Raw genomic sequence first — 17,336 nt, 5'->3', positions numbered from 1 at the left:
CTATTCGACGGCGATCAGCGCCGCCGCGATCACGCGCCCCTCGGCGAGCAGCACGTTGTAGGTTCGCGCCGCGGCCCCCGTATCCATGACCTCGAGCCAGAGCCCAGCATCCTCGAACAGCTTGCGGATTTCACGGCTCGGCCGCACGAGCGCCCGCCCGGTCCCGAGCAGAAGAAACGACAGCCCGCCCCCAAGCCCGAGCACCGGCGCCAGCGCCTCCTGATCGAGCCCCTCGACCGACGTCGCCTGCCAGCCCCAGATGCCGGAGGGCAGGCACAGGAGAGACCCTTTGTGGCTCATGCCGCCGAAGCGGAAGCCGCCGTTGCCGTAAGCCTCGATCGGAACCTGCCGGGGCAGATGCGCCTGATAACCCATTTGGGCCGCCTACCCCAGAACCGAGCCAGCTAGGGCCGCGCGGGCGTTCCGGCGGCCGCCTTCTGCGTTTCGTCGCTCCAGTCGCGCTTGATGCCGAGATAGTCGATGACCGGCGCCGAGATGAAGATCGACGAGTAGGTGCCGATGATCACGCCAAACAGCATCGCGAACGTGAAGTTCTGCATCACCTCGCCGCCCAGGAAGAATAGCGCGAACAGCACCGCGATCGTCGTCACGCCCGTGAGAATGGTGCGCGACAGCGTCTCGTTGATCGAGAGGTTGAGCAGCTCCGTCAGCGGCATCTTTTTGTACTTGCGCAAGTTCTCTCGAATTCGGTCCGCGACCACGACGGAATCGTTCACCGAGTAGCCGAGAATGGTGAGCAGAGCCGCGACGATCGAGAGATCGAACGCGAGCTGGAAGAGCGAAAAAATGCCGGCCGTCACCAGCACGTCGTGGAAGAGGCCGAGCACCACGCCGACCGAGAACTGCCACTCGAAACGGAACCACACGTAGGTCACGATGGCCGCGATCGACGCGAGCACCGCAATCAGGCCTGTTGTGCGAAGCTCGCTCGAAACCGCAGGACCCACCACCTCAATGCGCCGCTGCTCATAGTCGGAGCCGAGCGTATCGAGCACCTTGTTTGCGGCTGCCTGCTGAGCTTCCTCCTCGCCCGGCTGCTGCTCGATTCGGATCAGCGCGTCGGCTTCCGAGCCGAAGCTCTGGATCTGCACGTCGCCGAGACCGAGCGTCGCAAGCTTGTCGCGCATCACGCCGATGTCGGCCTTGCCGGACTTCGCCCGCACCTCGATCAGCGAGCCGCCCTTGAAATCGACACCGTAATTGAAACCCTTGATCATGATTATGCCGAACGAGAGCACCATCGCGATGATGGAGAGCGCGACGCACAGCCCCTTGTAGTCCATGAACGGCAGACGCGTTCCGTGGGGAAAGAAGTCATTACCCTTGAAGTCGGGCACAAGGAACATTGTGGGAGACCTTCCTTAGATCGGAACGACGAGCGAGCGGCCCTTGGCCTTCGCATTCTTGAGCCACATGGCAACCAGCAGACGCGTGATGGTCACGGCCGCGAACACCGATGTGATGATGCCGAGCGTGAGCGTGACGGCGAAGCCGCGGATCGGACCGGAGCCGAGCCAGAACATGATCACCGCCGCCGCCAGCGTCGTGAGCTGGCTGTCGAGGATGGTGACGAACGCGCGCTGGAACCCCGATTCGATCGCCGCGATAGGTGTGCGGCCGGCGCGAAGCTCCTCTCGCATACGCTCATAGATCAGCACGTTGGCGTCCACGGCCATGGCGATGGTGAGCACGAAGCCCGCGATGCCGGGCAGCGTCAGCGTCGTGCCGATCACCGACATCAGAGCGAGAATGAGAACGCCATGCACGAGCAGGCCGATGACTGCGTAAACGCCGAACGTGCCGTAGGCCAGGATGGTGAGAATGGCCGTCGCGATCAGGCCGACGATGCCCGCGAGCTTGCCCGCCTCGATGCTGTCGGCGCCGAGCGAAGGCCCGACGGTGCGCTCCTCGACGATGGTGAGCTTCGCGGGCAGCGCGCCCGAGCGAAGCTGAATGGCGAGGTTGTTGGCACTCTCGACGGTGAAGTTGCCCGAGATCTGTCCCGAGCCGCCGAGGATCGCTTCGCGGATCACAGGCGCAGAGATCACCGTGTCGTCGAGCACGATGGCGAACGGCTCGCCCACGTGATCCTTCGAGAAGTTGCCGAACTTGCGAGCGCCCGACTGATTGAACCGGAAGCTGATGATCGGGGCGTTGGTCTGGCTGTCGAAGCCGGGCTGCGAATCCACGAGGTCGTCGCCCTGCACCACCGGCGTCTCGGCGAGCACGTAGCCCTGCTCGAAACCGGCTTCCCGCTCCGCGGCGGGATAGACGCGATAGCCCATCGGCGGACGCGTCGTCTTGGCCTCTTCGGCCGTGATGGTCGGATGCACGGCGTGGAACGACAGCTTTGCCGTCTTGCCGATCAGATCCTTGAGCTGCTTGGTGTCGGTGAGGCCCGGATACTGCACGAGGATGCGGTCGCGCCCCTGGCGCACCACGGTCGATTCCGCCGTGCCTAGCGCGTTCACGCGGCGGTTGACGGTCTCGATCGAGGCCGAGGCCGCATTCGAGAGACGCTCCTGCATGCCGAACTGAGTGGGCTTCAGCAGGATCAGGCCCGGTTCCGCCCCCTTCTCAACCTCGACGTCGTTTCCGCTGGTGCCGAGAATGGCGTTGCCGATCGGCTGCACGAGCTTCTTCAGCTCCTTGAGCGCGGTCTCCGTGTCCTCGGGCTTGACGAGACGAATCTGCACCGCATCGCCGGAGACACCGATCGCCGAGAAGCCGATCTTCGCCTCGCGAAGCGTCTTGCGCGAATCCTCGCGCAGGTTCGCGAGCCAGTCCTTGCGGATCTCGTTCTGGTCGAGCGCGAGCAGCAGATGAGCGCCGCCGCGAAGATCGAGACCGAGCGGCATCTGCCGCTTCGGGATGAAGCTCGGCCAGGAAGCCACCGTCTCCTTCGAGAAGAAGTTCGGCAAGGCGAACAGCAGGCCGAGGAGACACGTCGCGACGATTGCGAAAATCTTCCAGCGCTCGAAGTGCAGCATAACGGAGCGAACCTCTCCCGTAAGCGTTGTCGCGTCGAGACGGGCACCACGCGCGGCCCCGCCTCCGTGCGCCTAGCGTATTACTTCGTGACCGTGCCGCCGTCCTTGACCGGCTCACCCTTCGAGCGCACGTCGAGGAGCGTGCTCTTGAGCACCCGCACCTTGAGCGTATCGCTGAGATCGACGTCGATCTCGTCGGAGTTGTCCGGCACGCGCGAGACCTTGCCGATGAACCCGCCCGAGGTCACCACCGTATCGCCCCGCCGCACGCGCTCGATCATCTCGCGGTGCTGCTTCTGGCGCTGGCTTTGCGGCCGGATGACGAGAAAATAGAAAATGAGCACCATCAGCAGCATGGGAATGAGGAGACCGCTGAAGGGGTCTGACATCGGGCCGCTCTGGGCATAGGCCGGAGAGATGAACATAGGGGACTGGTCCTCGTCGGGATCGTCTATATCGGATCGTACAAGCGAATCGCGGCCAGCCTCGACGGAGGATCAACTCCGCAAGCCTGTCCGCCTGAGATCGGCCGCGACTATAGTGGGCGGAGCCCGCTTTGCAACCCTTGCAGCACCGGACGTGGCCCGGGTCAGCACGCCCACTGGCCTGGGTAAAGCCGACAGGAGTATAGAGGACGGCCGGGATCAGCCAGTAGGGGCACGTCCCATCCCGGACAGCAAGAATATGCCCGGAATTCAAGGCCAAAACTGATCATGAGTGAAGAAGCCGACCTTACGGCCCGTCTGGACCGCATCGCTGCCGCGCTGGAGCGGCTGGCGCCGCCCCCGCCCGCGCTCCCGGATTTCGAGGCCGCCGGCGCCTTCGTCTGGCAAGCGTCCAATCTTTCGTTCCAGCCGGTCCCCCATGTGAACCGCGTTCCCCGAACGCTTCTCAAAGGCATCGACGGCTCGGCACGCCAGCTCCTCGACAATACGCGCCGCTTCGCCGAAGGCCTTCCCGCGAACAACGCGCTTCTCTGGGGTGCCCGCGGCATGGGCAAATCGAGCCTCGTCAAGGCGATCCATGCCGAGGTCGAGGCCTCCCTCGCGGATCGGGCCAGCGCTGCGGGCTTGAAGCTGGTCGAGATCCATCGTGAGGACATCGCGACGCTCCCCGCCTGCCTCGGCGCGCTACGCGCCTCTCCGCACCGCTTCATCGTCTTCTGCGACGACCTCTCGTTCGACCGCGACGACACGAGCTACAAATCGCTGAAAGCAGTCCTGGACGGCGGCATCGAAGGGCGCCCGCCCAACGTGCTGTTCTATGCGACCTCCAACCGCCGCCATCTGATGCCGCGGGACATGGTCGACAACGAGCGCTCCACGGCGATCAACCCGTCCGAGGCGGTCGAGGAGAAGGTGTCTCTGTCGGATCGCTTCGGGCTCTGGCTCGGCTTCCACAACTGCAGCCAGGACGACTATCTCGCCATGGTGTCGGGCTATGCCGAGCACTTCGGTCTACCGATCACGCGTGAGGAACTCGTGCGCGAGGCGCTCGAATGGAGCGTCACCCGTGGCGGCCGCTCCGGCCGCGTCGCCTGGCAGTTCACGCAGGATTTGGCGGGCCGCTTGGGCAAGACGCTGCCGCTATAGGGGCAGCCGGCAACAGGCAGCAGCGAGCGGGATGGGCAGGACAGGGCAGCACCCTGCTGCCCACTGCCCTCATCTACAGCCTCTCCATGAACGGAGTCGGATCGACGGGCTTCTGCCCCTGGCGCAGCTCGAAGTGCACCTGCGGCTGATCCACCTGGCCGGTACGGCCAGCTTTCGCGATCACCTGGCCGCGCTTGATGCGGTCGCCACGCTTGACGAGAATTTCGTCGGCATGCGCGTAGGCCGTTACCCAGCCGTTGTCGTGGCGGATCAGCACGAGGTTGCCGTAGCCCTTGAGCTCGTCGCCCGAGTAGGCCACCACGCCGTTCTCGGCTGCATGAATGTCGGTCCCCATCGGCGCAGCGAGATTGACGCCGTCGTTATGCGTACCGTCGGGGCGCGGACCGAAGCCGCTGATGACCTTACCGGCCACCGGCCAACGCAGCCGTGACCCGGCCACCGAGCCTGCGTTCTGCGACGCAGCCGGAGTGACGGCATCGCTTGCAGCGCCCGGCGTTTCCGCTTTCGCGACCCGCTCGACGTTCGGCGCGGCAGCAGGCGGCGCAGGCGTATTGGACCCGTTGAGCAGCATCGGCTGCTGCGACGACGAGGTCGGCGGCGGACTCGTCGCCTCGCCCAGGCGCACAGCTCCCGGCGCGGGCGCAGGCGTCTGGGCCTGCTCGCGGTAAGGCTGGGCCTCTGCGGCAGGCGCGGCGTCCGCAACCTGCGAAGCCGCAGGCGCGGCCCCACCCGGAATCTTGAGAACAGTACCCGGCTTCACCTTCCGCGAATCCTGGATGCCGTTGTAGCGCTCGAGCTCCGCGAGCTTCACGTTGTTCTGGCGCGCGATGGCATAGAGGGAGTCGCCGGAACGCACCGTGTAGCTGCCGTTCCAGTCGGACGGCGCCTCGGCGGCGGGCGCAGACTGAGCCGGTTCCGCAGCGGCGGACGTGTGGTAGCGATCCTCACGCGCAGGACGCGCCGTCTCGCTCGCAGCCGCGCGTGTGCCGGCCGGCAGATAAAGCTGCTGGCCCGGCTTCAGGTTGGGAGAGGTCAGGCCGTTCGTGGTCATCAGCTCGTTGAGCGAGACCTTGTGACGGCGCGAGATGCCGTAAAGCGTATCACCCGGGCGCACCTCGATCATGTCGCCCTTGGCGCCGCCCGCATCGCGAGAGGCGATCGGCGCGACCTGCCCCGACGGTGCTGCACCGCCATACTGCGATCCGCCCGAATAGGACGGGCTCGGCTGCGCATTGTACTGCGGCGCGCGCTGATCCGAGCCATAGCTCGGCTGGCGCTGCTGCTGCCCATAGCCCCCGTAGGGAGCCTGCTGCTGCTGCTGAGGCGGAATGGCGCTCGTGGTGAGAGGAGCCTGAGGCGTGGGCGGAAGCTCGGAGCGCGCGACGGTGTTGCCGCGATAGCTGGGGCGGTCGTAGCCGGCAGAGCCGAATTCGGAGGAAGCCGAGCGGCCCGTTGCCCCGCCCGAGGGCGCGTAATCGGAGTGGGCGCGCGCCCCTTCGGGATTGCCAAGATCGAAACGAGAAATGTCGGCGCTGCAGCCCGCCAATGCCGCGGCGGCGGAGAAGATCAGACCGATCCTCAATCCCTGAACGCCGGAGGATTGATGACATTTACGCAAAGAACTTAACATGCCACACACCCTGAATACCCACTCTCCAGGTAACCCTTAACCAGTTAAGAGAACCTTAACGGAGGGGCACAAACCCGTTCTGGGCTTGATTCGTCGGAGATGTGAGCGGGTCCCGCGCGCATCGTGAACGTAAATCAAACCCCTAAAATGCACTCCGGCGCACGCGCCACGGCGCGCCTGAGAGACGAACAGGGATCGAGAGATGGCTGCCCGGCTGCATGCCGTAAATCGGACCCCGCACGCATACCCACATACGCTTCGATTGTGCTGCGATGACGGAGAAATCTCGGCGACTTGGCGGCCTTATCGCGCAAGTTGCAGATGCGGTCTCGCGTTCAATGCCCCCGCACCGGCTTCGGCAAAACAGAAATGAGCGTCGATTGGTCGGCGAAGGACGCGCTAGCCCGCGTCCTTGAGGCGGTTCCTATCGCCGCCCAGCGAGAGCACACCGCCGAGGGTATCCCGCGCACGCTCGTGCGTGAGATTGAGATGCAGCGGCGTTACGGAAATGAAGCCGTCGGCGATGGCGCGCAGATCCGAATCCTTCGGCGGATCGGCCCTGCGGCGCTCGAAGCCGACCCAGAAATAGGGATCGCCCCACGTGTCGCTGCGCTCCTGGATGTGCAGCCCGCCCTGGTCGCGGCGCCCCTGCCGGGTTGCGGCCACGCCCTTCACATCGCCCGGAGCAAGATCCGGATAGTTGATGTTCATGAGCGTGCTCTCCGGCCAATCGACCGAGAGCAGTTGCTCGACCAGCCGCGGGCCGTGCTCCAGCGGCGACTTCCAGTGCTGCCTGCCTTCCGGATCGAAGCCGATGGTGAGGCTCATGGCGATCGAGCGGATGCCGAGCAGCGTGCCCTCCATCGCGCCCGCGATGGTGCCCGAGTAGGTCACGTCCTCCGCGAGGTTCGAACCGTGGTTCACTCCAGACAGCACGAGATCCGGCGCCTTGTCCTTCAGCACATGCTTCACGCCCATGATCACGCAATCGGCGGGCGTGCCGCGAACCGCGAACGCGTGATCGCCGATTTCGCGATAGCGCAGCGGCACCTGCAGCGTGAGAGCGTGAGAGGCCCCGCTCTGGTTCGTCTCTGGCGCCACGATCCAAACGTCGTCAGAAATCGACTTCGCGATCTGATGCAGCACCGAAAGACCGTGCGCGCCCGCTCCGTCGTCGTTCGTGATCAGAATGCGCATCTGACGTACCATCTCCAAATCGGTCCCGCTCTGCTGGTGAAAGCGGAACGCCTCAGTTTGCCTTCTCGATCTTCGTCGCCCCGCCCATGTACGGCTGCAACGCCTCGGGAATTATGACGGAGCCATCGGCCTGCTGATAGTTTTCGAGCACCGCGACGAGCGTGCGCCCGACGGCAAGGCCCGAGCCGTTCAAGGTGTGCACGAAGCGAACGTCCTTGCTGCCCTTCGCGCGATAGCGCGCACCCATGCGGCGCGCCTGGAAATCGCCGCACACCGAGCACGACGAGATCTCGCGATAGGCATCCTGCCCTGGCAGCCACACCTCAAGGTCATAGGTCTTACGCGAGGCGAAGCCCATGTCGCCCGTGCACAGAAGCATGGTGCGATAGGGAAGCCCGAGCCGCTTCAGCACCTCTTCGGCGCAATTGGTCATGCGCTCGTGCTCGGCGAGGCTCTCCTCCGGCGTCGTGATCGAGACCAGCTCCACCTTGGAGAATTGATGCTGGCGGATCATACCGCGCGTATCGCGCCCCGCCGCGCCCGCTTCCGAGCGGAAGCACGGCGTCCACGCCGTCATGCGGATCGGGAGCTGCGCCTCGTCCAGAATCTGGTCGCGGACCACGTTGGTGAGCGAGATCTCCGCCGTCGGGATCAGCCAGTAGCCGTTGGTCGTCTGGAACAGGTCTTCCGCAAACTTCGGCAGGTTGCCGGTCCCGAAGGCCGCGTCGTCCCGCACGAGCAGCGGCGGGTTCGTCTCGGTGTAGCCGAACGTGGTCGTGTGCAGGTCGAGCATGAACGAGCCGATGGCCCGGTCGAGACGCGAAAGAGCGCCCTTCAGAAACACAAAGCGTGCCCCCGACACCTTGCCCGCTGTCTCGAAATCCATGAGGCCCAGCGCCTCGCCGATCTCGAAATGCTGCTTGGGCTTGAAGTCGAACGCGCGCGGCGTGCCGACGCGGCGCACCTCGACGTTGCCGGTCTCGTCCTTGCCGAGCGGAACATCCTCACGCGGAAGATTGGGGATGACGGACAACGCATCGTCCACCGCCTTGGTGAGCGCGCGCTCCTCCTCCTCGCCCTGCTGGATGACCTCCTTGAGCTCGGCCACCTCCGCCATGAGCTTGGTCGCGAGGGCCTCGTCCTTGGCGGCTTTCGCCTTGCCGATCTCTTTCGAAACGGCATTCCGGCGGCTCTGGGCATCCTGGAGCTTGGCGAGGTGGCGGCGGCGCGCCTCGTCCAGCTCGATCAGCTTGGGCGAAAGCGGCTCGAGCCCACGGCTTTTGAGCCCGGCATCGAAGGCCTCGGCGTTGTCTCTGATCCACTTGATGTCGAACACGGGAATGCCTCGGGCGAGAGTCGGTTGTGAACTGAGAGACCTATAGGGCGGGGCGCGCCGGAGGTCCAGACGACCAGGCGACACGTCTGCGCGCTTACGGAGAGGTCGCGTTGGGGTGGCCCCCGGTCCGAAGACCGGAGGCTAGCTGGAAGCCACGTCGCGCCCGGCCTCGGCCGCCGCCTGCTTCTTCTCGACCCAAGCAACCGCCAGGATCGAAAGCTCGTAGAGCAGCGTGGTCGGAAGCGCCATGATGACCATGCTGAGCGCGTCCGGCGGGGTCAGCACCGCCGCCACGGCGAAAATGCCGACGATGGCGAACCGGCGCCCGCTCCGCAGCGTAGCGGCCGTGACAATCCCGGCCCGCGCCAAGAGCGTCAGCACAACCGGAAGCTGGAAGCAGAGCCCGAACCCGAAGATCAGCGTCATGATCAACGAGAGGTATTCCGACACCTTCGGCATCAGCTCGATCGTTGCCGGGCCCTCGCTCGCCGTATGGGCGAGCCCCATCGAGAACTTGATCAGGATGGGCATCGCCATGAAGTAGACGACCATCGCGCCGAGCACGAAGAACACCGGCGTCGCGATCAGATACGGCAGAAACGCGTTGCGCTCGTTCTTGTAGAGACCCGGTGCCACGAATTTGTAGACCTGCGCCGCGATCACCGGGAACGAAAGGAAGGCCGCGCCGAACATCGCAAGCTTCAGGTGCGTGAAGATCTGCTCGAGGAAATGCGTGGCAATGAGGCGGACATGGTCGCTGCCCGACGCCCAGACGTACGGCCACACCAGCACGTCGTAGATGTGCCGTGCGATCGTGAAGCAGAGGATGAACATCGCGAAGAAGGCGACGGCGGCGTAGATGAGCCGCTGGCGCAGCTCGATCAGATGGTCGAGCAGCGGCGCTTTCGAGGCGTCGATATCGTCTTGTCCGGGACGCGGAAGGCTCTCCTGCATCAGGCTTGCCCCGCCGTGGTCTCGGAGGCGGGCTTCTCCGGAGAGGACTTAACGTCTGCCTCCGGCTGATCCGCCGCGTGTACGGTCTCTTGGGACGAGGACGGAGGCGCGATAGAGCGCTCGCCTTCCGGCGCGCTCACCGGCTTGGAAGCGGCCGCAGGCGTCCCGCTATCCACCCGCGCGGCCGACTTTACGGCATCCACCGACCGCGTCGCCTGGTCGAGAGAGGCTTTCACGCCGTCGCGCACATCCCGCATTTCCTTCTGGATCTGGTCCATCTCGGCTTCCCGCATCGCCTGCTCGAACACGCTGCGGAACTCGTTGGCCTGGCGGCGGACGACGCCCGCATACTTGCCGAGCGTGCCGAGAAAGCGCGGCAGCTCCTTCGGCCCCACGAAGATCAGCGTGACGAGGCCGAGGATGAGAAGCTCGCTCCAACTGACATCGAACATCGGAACGTCCAGATAAAAGCGAGAAAGCTCGAGCAGCTGCGGTGCCGGAACCCATCCGGCTTACCCGCGGCCGCTCACGCCCCATGTCTCGCAAAAAGACTGCGCGAGAGGAACGAAACCCCTGCTCGCGGTCAACCCGCCTTCGACTTGTCGCGCTCGGCGGCGTGCTGTGCCGGGTTGTCGATCACCTTGGGATCCGCCACGGAAGGCTCGTCCTCGGACAACCCTTTCTTGAAGCTCTTGATGCCCCGTGCCACGTCGCCCATCAGGTCCGAAATCTTGTTACGGCCAAACAACAGCACGACAATGACCAAGAGCAACAACAGATGGGTCGCACTCAACCCCATGAAACGCCTCCTCTCGACCACGAGCCTGCGCGATCCTGACGATCCGCGCTAAGGCGATGGTCTGACTTAAATTGTTTAGAGCTTGGTACGCTTGTGAGGTTGACCTTTCTCAAGCGTCCCGCTCCCGCGTCGTCACACGACGCGTCGCATAGGCTCAGGCCCACTATTGCAGAAACCCACCCCCCTCGCAAGCGTAGGGCGGGGCAGAAGCCCGCGAATTAATATACTGATATTTAAACTACTTTGTCGGCACAGGGCGGGAAGATGAGCACCTGCCCGGGGTCGATATGAAGTCGCACCTCGCTGCCCTTCTCGAACGGCGAGCCCACATTTGCCCGCACGTTGATGGGCTCATCGAAGCCCTCCGCGACCACCTCGTAGCGCACGGCATCCCCCAGGAACTTGGCACTCCGCACCCGTGCCGCGAGCCCCGGCGCGGAGCCGCTCCCGTTGGATGGAGCCGCGACGATCCCCACACCCCGCTCACGGACGCAGAGGGTCGCAAGCGCCCCCTCCGTGACGCCTTCAGCCGGCAGCGATCCGATCGGCGTCGAGATGCGCCCGCCCGCAACCCGATAGGTGATCTCGTTGATCTCAGAGAACAATCGCGCGACGAACAGAGCGGCGGGACGATGATAGAGATCCTGCGCCCGGCCCGTCTGGATGAGGCGTCCCGCGCGCATCACCGCGATGCGGTCGCCGATGCGCATGGCCTCTTCCGGATCGTGCGTGACGATCATCGTGGTCGCCCGTGTCTCGTTGAGGAGCTCCAGCGTCTCCTCCTGCATGACGTCGCGCAACTGCACGTCGAGCCCCGAGAACGGCTCGTCCATGAGCATCACGGCCGGCCGCGGAACAATGGCGCGCGCCAGCGCAACGCGCTGCTGCTGTCCGCCCGAAAGGATGTGCGGATATTGATCCGCGTAGCGCTCGAGCCCCACGCGCGAGAGCATCAGGAGGGCTTCCCGGCGCGCATCCTCTCGCGGCAGCGCCTTGAGGCCGAACGCGACGTTCTCGACGATGGTGAGATGGGGAAACAGCGCGAAGTCCTGAAACATCAGCCCGACGCCGCGATCCTCGGGCTGCACGAAGCGCGCGGGGCCGGCAACCTCAATATCGCTGATGAGGATGCGCCCGGAGGTCGGCCGCTCGATACCGGCCGCCACCCGCAACAGCGTGGTCTTGCCGCATCCCGATGGCCCCAGCAGGCACACCACCTCGCCCGGCTCTACGTCGAGCGAAAGCCCGTCGAGCGCCAGCCGCTCACCGTAGCGCTTAGTGACGGCGTCGAACGAGAGGCGGGCCGCGAACGTCGCCCCTGCGCGCACGCGCGGAGACCCTGCCAGCGCGGGCTCCGTCGGAGGTTTCGGAGATCTCTTGAACAACCAGCGTACCACGGGGGAGCAAACCTTCATGGCCGGCTTGATGCGCCGGATCGGACCAGGCGTGCGCCGCAGCGCCCCACCCTCGCAGCGGACCATGCCCCGGCAATCACCTGCAGGCAACATTCCCGACTTTGATCGTTAACATCAAGGGCTGGAATTGACACGGGGCGAGGATAGCCACCGTTCCGGCGATTGGAGCCGCCCACCCCCCACCAAAGAGCCTCAAACTAGTCTTGCGGCTCCGGCGGACCATCCGCGGATGCGGATGGCGCGCCCGCCTCATCGTCCTCGTCGCCGGTCTCCTGATCGGCGCCGGCCTCCTCGCCCTCATCCTCCTCAGGCGACTGCTCCTCTTCGGCAGGCTCTTCGAGCGGAAGCTCGTCCGGCATGAGGGACGCGACCATAGACGGGTCGGGTACCGTGAAGCCCGGCGGGAGATGTCCGTCGAGCAGCCCCTGCGCCTTGAGATCGGCGAGCCCCGGGAGGTCCTTCACGCTGTCGAGACCGAAGTGCGCGAGGAAGCTGTCCGTCGTTCCGTAGGTGAGCGGCTTGCCCGGCGCGCGGCGCCGTCCACGCGGACGGATCCAGCCCGCTTCCATCAGGATGTCGAGCGTACCGGCCGACGTCGTGACGCCGCGGATCTCCTCGATCTCGGCGCGCGTCACCGGCTGGTGATAGGCGATGATCGCCAGCGTCTCGAGTGCAGCCCGCGAAAGCCGCCGCTCCTCGACCGTCTCCCGTTCCAGCAGATAGCCGAGGTCCTCGGCCGTGCGGAACACCCACTTGCCGGCCACGCGCACGAGGTTCACGCCGCGCGGCGCATAGAGCGCCTTGATGTCGGAGAGCAGCGCGCCGATGTCGCTGCCGTGGCGCAGATGCTTTGCGAGCCACTCCTCGTCGAGCGGCGTCGAGGAGGCGAACAGCAGCGCCTCCACGATACGCAGATCCGCGAGACGATCCTCCGCCCTCGGCGCGCGTCCGGCTTCCACCGCGTCCGCCTCGGAAAGAGCGCGCGCAAGCTCGATCGCCTCCTGCGCTTCGGGCTCATCGCCTGCAAGATCGTCCTCGATCCCGTCGCGGGTCACCAGTCTCAGTTTCGGCGGAACCATGTCGCCATCCTTATGTCCGGGTGAGATCGCCGTTGGAACCACCACTCGAAAAACCGCAACCACCCTTGCTCATCACGCGGAGCGAACCTCTCGCATCCTCACCGCGCCTCATGCGCCGGAGGGCTGAGATCCGCCGTAAACCACCTCGAGACGCTGCCATTCGGCGCCCGCTTCGCGCTTGCGCATGTAGATCGGAGCAAACGGCTCGTCCTGGCGCAGATCGATCATGCCCTCGCGCGCCATTTCCAGCGTCGCGCCGAAGGAGCTTGCGAGCACCGTCTTGTCCTCCTCGACGGTAGCGAGATACGTCTTGAGACAGCTATCGAGCTCCACCCAATCGCTGATCGCCTGCCCGACGAGGGTTTCGAGCTTCGTGCGCGCCTGCTTGATGGACCACACGCGGCGTGCCTTGACCACATGCGTGACCTTGATGGTGCGCCGGCGCAGATCCGCATAGGACTTGAGGAGATCGTAGATCTCCGCCGTCCACTTCACTTCACTCACCGTCTGCGTCTGCTCGGGCATGCCGCGCTGGAACACGTCGCGATCGAGACGCTTGCGCGTCATCAACTCGCCGATCGCGCGGCGCATCGCCTCGAGGCGCATCAGGCGGAACGACAGCTTCTGCGCCATCTCCTCCGCCGAAAGCTCGTCGCCCGCCTTCTCCTCGCGCGGCAGGATCAGCCGTGACTTCAGGAACGTCAGCCACGCTGCCATCACCAGATAGTCGGCCGCGATCTCGATCTTGAGCCGCTGCGCCTCGTGGATGTAGGCGAGATACTGGTCGACGAGCGCCAGGATCGAGATCTTCGAGATGTCGACTTTGTGCGTGCGCGCCAACGCGAGCAGCAGATCGAGCGGACCCTCGAAACCGGCCACGTCGACGATGAGCGCTTCCGACGCCGCGGGCGCGAGATCGCGATCGGGCGCTTCCCAGCCCTGCTCGCCTTCGCCCATCTGCCCAGCGTCGTCGATCATCGATCCAGCACTCGCCAATCCCTGCGATCTGTCCTGCTTCGCGCAAGGTCCAAGCGCAAAATAGGAATCTTTTCGCCAGATTACACTGATTCAGTGCGCCGTCTTGCGGTTCCCAGTGCGACCGCAAGTTGTTGCTCTGCGCGCCCCGAATCATAGGGTTCCCTGCGCCGGAATACGGCCAAAGCCGCCTCGAACCGCCGCAGGGCATCGCCTGCCAGCACTGGCACGGCCGACGCAACTTCCTCCATCTCCGCGAGCACCCCATTGCAGTGCAACGCCAGATCCGAGCCCGCGCTCAGCACCCCCTCCGCGCGCTCCCGGAACGTGCCCGAAAGCGCCTTCATGCTGAGATCGTCGCTCATCAGGAGCCCATCGAAGCCGATCTCGCCGCGGATCACGTCCTGCGTCACCGTCCGCGACGTGCTCGCCGGCTGGGCGCCATCGATGGCCGTGAACACGACGTGCGCCGTCATCGCCGCCGGCATGTCGGCAACCGCCTTGAAAGCCGCGAAATCGGTAGCAGACAGCACCGCACGCGCTTCGGTGACGACGGGAAGCTCGAGATGGCTGTCCGCCATGGCCCGCCCATGCCCCGGAATGTGCTTGATCACGGGCAGCAAGCCACCCGCCATGAAGCCCTCCGCGACCGCCCGCGCCAGCGCCGCGACTTGCCGCGGCTCCCGCCCGTAGGCGCGGTCTCCGATGATGTCATGGGCGCCGGGCACAGGTACGTCCACGACAGGCGCACAATCGGTGTTGATCCCGAGGTTCCTGAGATCGTCGGCCAGCAATCGCGCCGCGAGGAAAGCGGCATCGCAAGCGCACGCCGGATCGTCCTCGTAGAGGCACGCGTAGGCATCCGCCGGAGGAAGCGCGCGCCCGAGCGGAGGACGCAGACGCTGCACGCGCCCGCCCTCCTGGTCGATCAGCACGAGAAAATCGTCGCTGCCGACTGCGCCTCGCGCATCCCCGACGAGACGGCGGATCTGATCGTGGCTCACGCAATTGCGCGCAAAGAGGATGAGACCGGCCGGTGCGGCGGACTTGAGAAAGCGCGCCTCGTCGGCCGAAAGCGTCGCGCCGGAAACGCCGGTGATGAAGGCTGATGTCATGTTTGAGGTTTCGCCCTCGCAAAGGGATGTGAGGCTCGGAGACCGGATCTCGCGGACGGAGGATCACCGGCCACGCCCAACGGCCATCCATAACGAGAGACCGTCTCCGGCATCCGCCGTCCCGCCTTGCAGAAGCGGATCACAGGCCGCTCGTCACGGAGCGAAAGGTCCACGTGCCTAGTACGCGGTGACCCAGCACCCGCTGTAGCCTTCGGCCTTGAGCTGCGCGCACACCGAGTTGGCGGAATCGCGCGATCCAGGCGGCCCGACGAGCAGGCGGTGGTACGTTCCCTTGGTTCCGAGGTTGGCCTCCTGAACGTCGGGCGTCTTGTTGGAGAGAATGGTGCCGTACTTCTGCTGCATGTCGGCGAACTGCTTCAGCGCGTCGATGCGGCTGCTGCCCGAGGCGGGAACGGACGCGAGCACGGCCACGTAGCCCGCTCCCGTCGGCTGCGGACTGACGGCAGCCGGTGCGGCCACCGCGGCGACCTTCTCCTTCTTCGGCGCAGGCGCCGCCTGCTCGGCCTTGGGCGTCGCGACCGCCTTGGTCTGCACGGCGCCCGTTTCGGACGGCGCGGCGTTGGCGATCAGGTTGGCGGCCTTTTTAGGAGCCTGCTGCGATGGCGCGACCACCACCGGCTGATCTGTGTCCGAGGCCGTCACCATCTGCACCGGCGGCGAAGCCTGCTGCTGCGGCTGCGTGCGTGGCGTAACAGGGCGGTTCGGCGAAGGTCCTCCCGCGGGCGCACCGCCGAGACCATCGATGACCGTGAGGCCGGGCACGGCCACCACGGCGCGTGTCTGCTCGTCCTGGGGGGCGGCGGGTTGAGCTGCGGGCGGCGGCTGGATAGATCCATCGCGTCCGACCACCACCACCGGAACCTTGCGCACACCCGCGCCATCGGCTTCCGGCTCGGCGCCTTCCCCGAGGCGGCCCATGATCTTGCTGTCCGTATGGGCGAACTGCTTGCCGCCCGGCTCCGACGGCTTGACCTTCGTCGGTCCCGTCGCGCCTTTCACGAGCGGCGTCGGCCCGTTGTTGCTCGGCCCCATGATGCTGCTGTAGGCGAACGTTAGTACACCGCCCACGGCCACCGTGCACGCTACCAGCGCGACGACTTTCTTCCAGCTCGAGCGGCGCGGCTCCTCTTCGTACTGCGCGTCGTCCTCGGCGTAGCTCTGGTCGAACGAAGCGTGCGGCTGCTGGGCGTTGTTCTGATAGACTTGGCCGCCGAGATCCGGCTCCATCTGCGGCTCGCCGTAGGGATCGCCGCCCCACTGCCCTGCCGCACCCTGCTGCAACGCGTTGTTCAGGCCCCCAGCGCTGTAGGCGTGGCCATCATAATCCCGCGCATCGAGCGCGAGGCTCTGCGCGCCCCACTGGTCGGCCAGCGGATTGAGCGGCGCTTCCGCGCGAGGCGGCGCATAGGAATTGGTTTGTGCTGCCGCATAACCCCCGCCGTAGGGCGAGGTCTGAGGCTGCGGCGCGGCAGGCTGGGCATAGCTGTGTCCGGACGAGCCGAAGGCGGGCGCGGAAGGCGCGGGCTGCGCGTGCGGCTGGGCAGCCCCGAACGGCGGCGGAGCCTGCAGATTGGACTGACCGGCGTAGCCATATCCGCCGTTCGCGCCATAGGGATCGGCGGCGGCTGAATAGGGCTCATAGGACGGCTGCGGCATCGGCGAAGGGGCCTGCTGCTGCGGCGGGCGGGCTCCGTAGCCTTGCGAAGGGGCCGACGGCTGCGGGGCCGAATACCCGGCAAGACCGTAAGGGTCCGCTGCGGGAGCCGGCTGAGAATAGCCGTACCCGTCGGGGCGAAGGGCCGCGTAGGGATCCTGCGGCGCGGGAGCCGGATACTCCGGCTGATAGCCTTGGTCGGCATAGGGCTGCTGCGCAGCCGGGCGCCCCGTGCGCGGCACGCCCTGCGACGGCCATGCGGGCTGCTCGTGGTCCATATGCGGCATGTGGGCGTGAGCGGGCTGCGGGCTCTGACCTGCGGGACGTCCCTGCGAATGCGGCACCTGGTTGGGTGGCACCGGATTATGCGGCAGAGGATTGCTATACCGTGTCATCTCTCGGAACCCCTCGTCGCACACCCCGAGCACGCGTTCTCTGCGCCCTGGGCAAATGTCCTGTCGGCGGAACTGTACCGTCGGCTGAACACCCCAGCCAACGCAATTCCGTACCCCACTCGCCGCAAGATGGTCCCCCTAG

The 17,336-nt window shown here is 65.8% G+C and carries 16 protein-coding genes; 1 reads left to right on the top strand and 15 read right to left on the bottom strand.

The genetic code is table 11. From position 1 onward, the window contains the following. The 4 genes from F812_RS0116880 to yajC form a co-directional block, all read right to left on the bottom strand. Positions 1–375, bottom strand: coding sequence for an Mth938-like domain-containing protein (locus tag F812_RS0116880; RefSeq protein WP_020087169.1), 375 nt, complete (start codon positions 373–375; stop codon positions 1–3). Between the two features lie 29 nt (positions 376–404). Further along, entirely contained in the window at positions 405–1,367 is a 963-nt protein-coding gene (gene secF, locus F812_RS0116875) for a protein translocase subunit SecF (RefSeq protein ID WP_020087168.1), read from the bottom strand. A 15-nt stretch (positions 1,368–1,382) separates the two neighbouring features. Continuing rightward, positions 1,383–3,011: a protein translocase subunit SecD gene (secD, locus tag F812_RS0116870; RefSeq protein ID WP_020087167.1), complete on the bottom strand. Its 1,629-nt coding sequence runs from the start codon at positions 3,009–3,011 to the stop codon at positions 1,383–1,385. A gap of 80 nt (positions 3,012–3,091) precedes the next feature. Continuing rightward, positions 3,092–3,436, bottom strand: a complete 345-nt coding sequence (gene yajC, locus F812_RS0116865; RefSeq protein WP_020087166.1) for a preprotein translocase subunit YajC — start codon at positions 3,434–3,436, stop codon at positions 3,092–3,094. A 288-nt stretch (positions 3,437–3,724) separates the two neighbouring features. On the opposite strand from yajC, the gene F812_RS0116860 reads away from it, so the two are divergent. After that, a complete protein-coding gene (locus tag F812_RS0116860) occupies positions 3,725–4,603 on the top strand; it encodes an ATP-binding protein (protein WP_020087165.1) in 879 nt (292 codons plus the stop codon). A 73-nt stretch (positions 4,604–4,676) separates the two neighbouring features. Here F812_RS0116860 and F812_RS24375 read toward each other — a convergent pair whose 3' ends face one another. The 11 genes from F812_RS24375 to F812_RS25650 form a co-directional block, all read right to left on the bottom strand. Then, a complete protein-coding gene (locus F812_RS24375) occupies positions 4,677–6,206 on the bottom strand; it encodes a peptidoglycan DD-metalloendopeptidase family protein (RefSeq protein ID WP_245257701.1) in 1,530 nt (509 codons plus the stop codon). A gap of 447 nt (positions 6,207–6,653) precedes the next feature. Then, the gene (surE, locus tag F812_RS24370) at positions 6,654–7,451 is read right to left on the bottom strand and encodes a 5'/3'-nucleotidase SurE (RefSeq protein WP_020087163.1); all 798 of its coding nucleotides are present in this window, start codon (positions 7,449–7,451) and stop codon (positions 6,654–6,656) included. A 52-nt stretch (positions 7,452–7,503) separates the two neighbouring features. After that, positions 7,504–8,787, bottom strand: coding sequence for a serine--tRNA ligase (serS, locus tag F812_RS0116845; protein WP_020087162.1), 1,284 nt, complete (start codon positions 8,785–8,787; stop codon positions 7,504–7,506). Positions 8,788–8,928: 141 nt separating this feature from the next. Further along, positions 8,929–9,741 (bottom strand): twin-arginine translocase subunit TatC, encoded by an 813-nt coding sequence (tatC, locus tag F812_RS0116840; protein ID WP_020087161.1) that lies wholly within the window; start codon positions 9,739–9,741, stop codon positions 8,929–8,931. After that, positions 9,741–10,193, bottom strand: coding sequence for a Sec-independent protein translocase protein TatB (tatB, locus tag F812_RS0116835; RefSeq protein ID WP_020087160.1), 453 nt, complete (start codon positions 10,191–10,193; stop codon positions 9,741–9,743). Before tatB ends, tatC begins: the two co-directional genes overlap by 1 nt. Before the next feature lie 131 nt (positions 10,194–10,324). Then, the gene (gene tatA / locus F812_RS0116830; RefSeq protein ID WP_026868213.1) at positions 10,325–10,540 is read right to left on the bottom strand and encodes a twin-arginine translocase TatA/TatE family subunit; all 216 of its coding nucleotides are present in this window, start codon (positions 10,538–10,540) and stop codon (positions 10,325–10,327) included. 233 nt (positions 10,541–10,773) lie between these two features. Beyond that, positions 10,774–12,021 (bottom strand): ABC transporter ATP-binding protein, encoded by a 1,248-nt coding sequence (locus F812_RS0116825; RefSeq protein WP_020087157.1) that lies wholly within the window; start codon positions 12,019–12,021, stop codon positions 10,774–10,776. Positions 12,022–12,152: 131 nt separating this feature from the next. Next, positions 12,153–13,034 carry an SMC-Scp complex subunit ScpB gene (scpB, locus tag F812_RS24365; protein ID WP_040498715.1) on the bottom strand — a complete coding sequence of 294 codons (882 nt, stop codon included), beginning with the start codon at positions 13,032–13,034 and terminating at the stop codon, positions 12,153–12,155. Between the two features lie 108 nt (positions 13,035–13,142). Beyond that, the gene (locus F812_RS0116815) at positions 13,143–14,012 is read right to left on the bottom strand and encodes a segregation and condensation protein A (protein WP_020087155.1); all 870 of its coding nucleotides are present in this window, start codon (positions 14,010–14,012) and stop codon (positions 13,143–13,145) included. Positions 14,013–14,092: 80 nt separating this feature from the next. Then, positions 14,093–15,124, bottom strand: coding sequence for a beta-N-acetylhexosaminidase (nagZ, locus tag F812_RS0116810; RefSeq protein WP_020087154.1), 1,032 nt, complete (start codon positions 15,122–15,124; stop codon positions 14,093–14,095). A 177-nt stretch (positions 15,125–15,301) separates the two neighbouring features. Next, positions 15,302–17,194, bottom strand: coding sequence for an SPOR domain-containing protein (locus F812_RS25650; RefSeq protein WP_156827492.1), 1,893 nt, complete (start codon positions 17,192–17,194; stop codon positions 15,302–15,304). Positions 17,195–17,336: the final 142 nt, after the last annotated feature.

It is taken from the genome of Hyphomicrobium zavarzinii ATCC 27496 (assembly GCF_000383415.1).
GTDB lineage: Bacteria > Pseudomonadota > Alphaproteobacteria > Rhizobiales > Hyphomicrobiaceae > Hyphomicrobium_C > Hyphomicrobium_C zavarzinii.
This window is presented reverse-complemented; position numbering and strand designations above follow the sequence as displayed.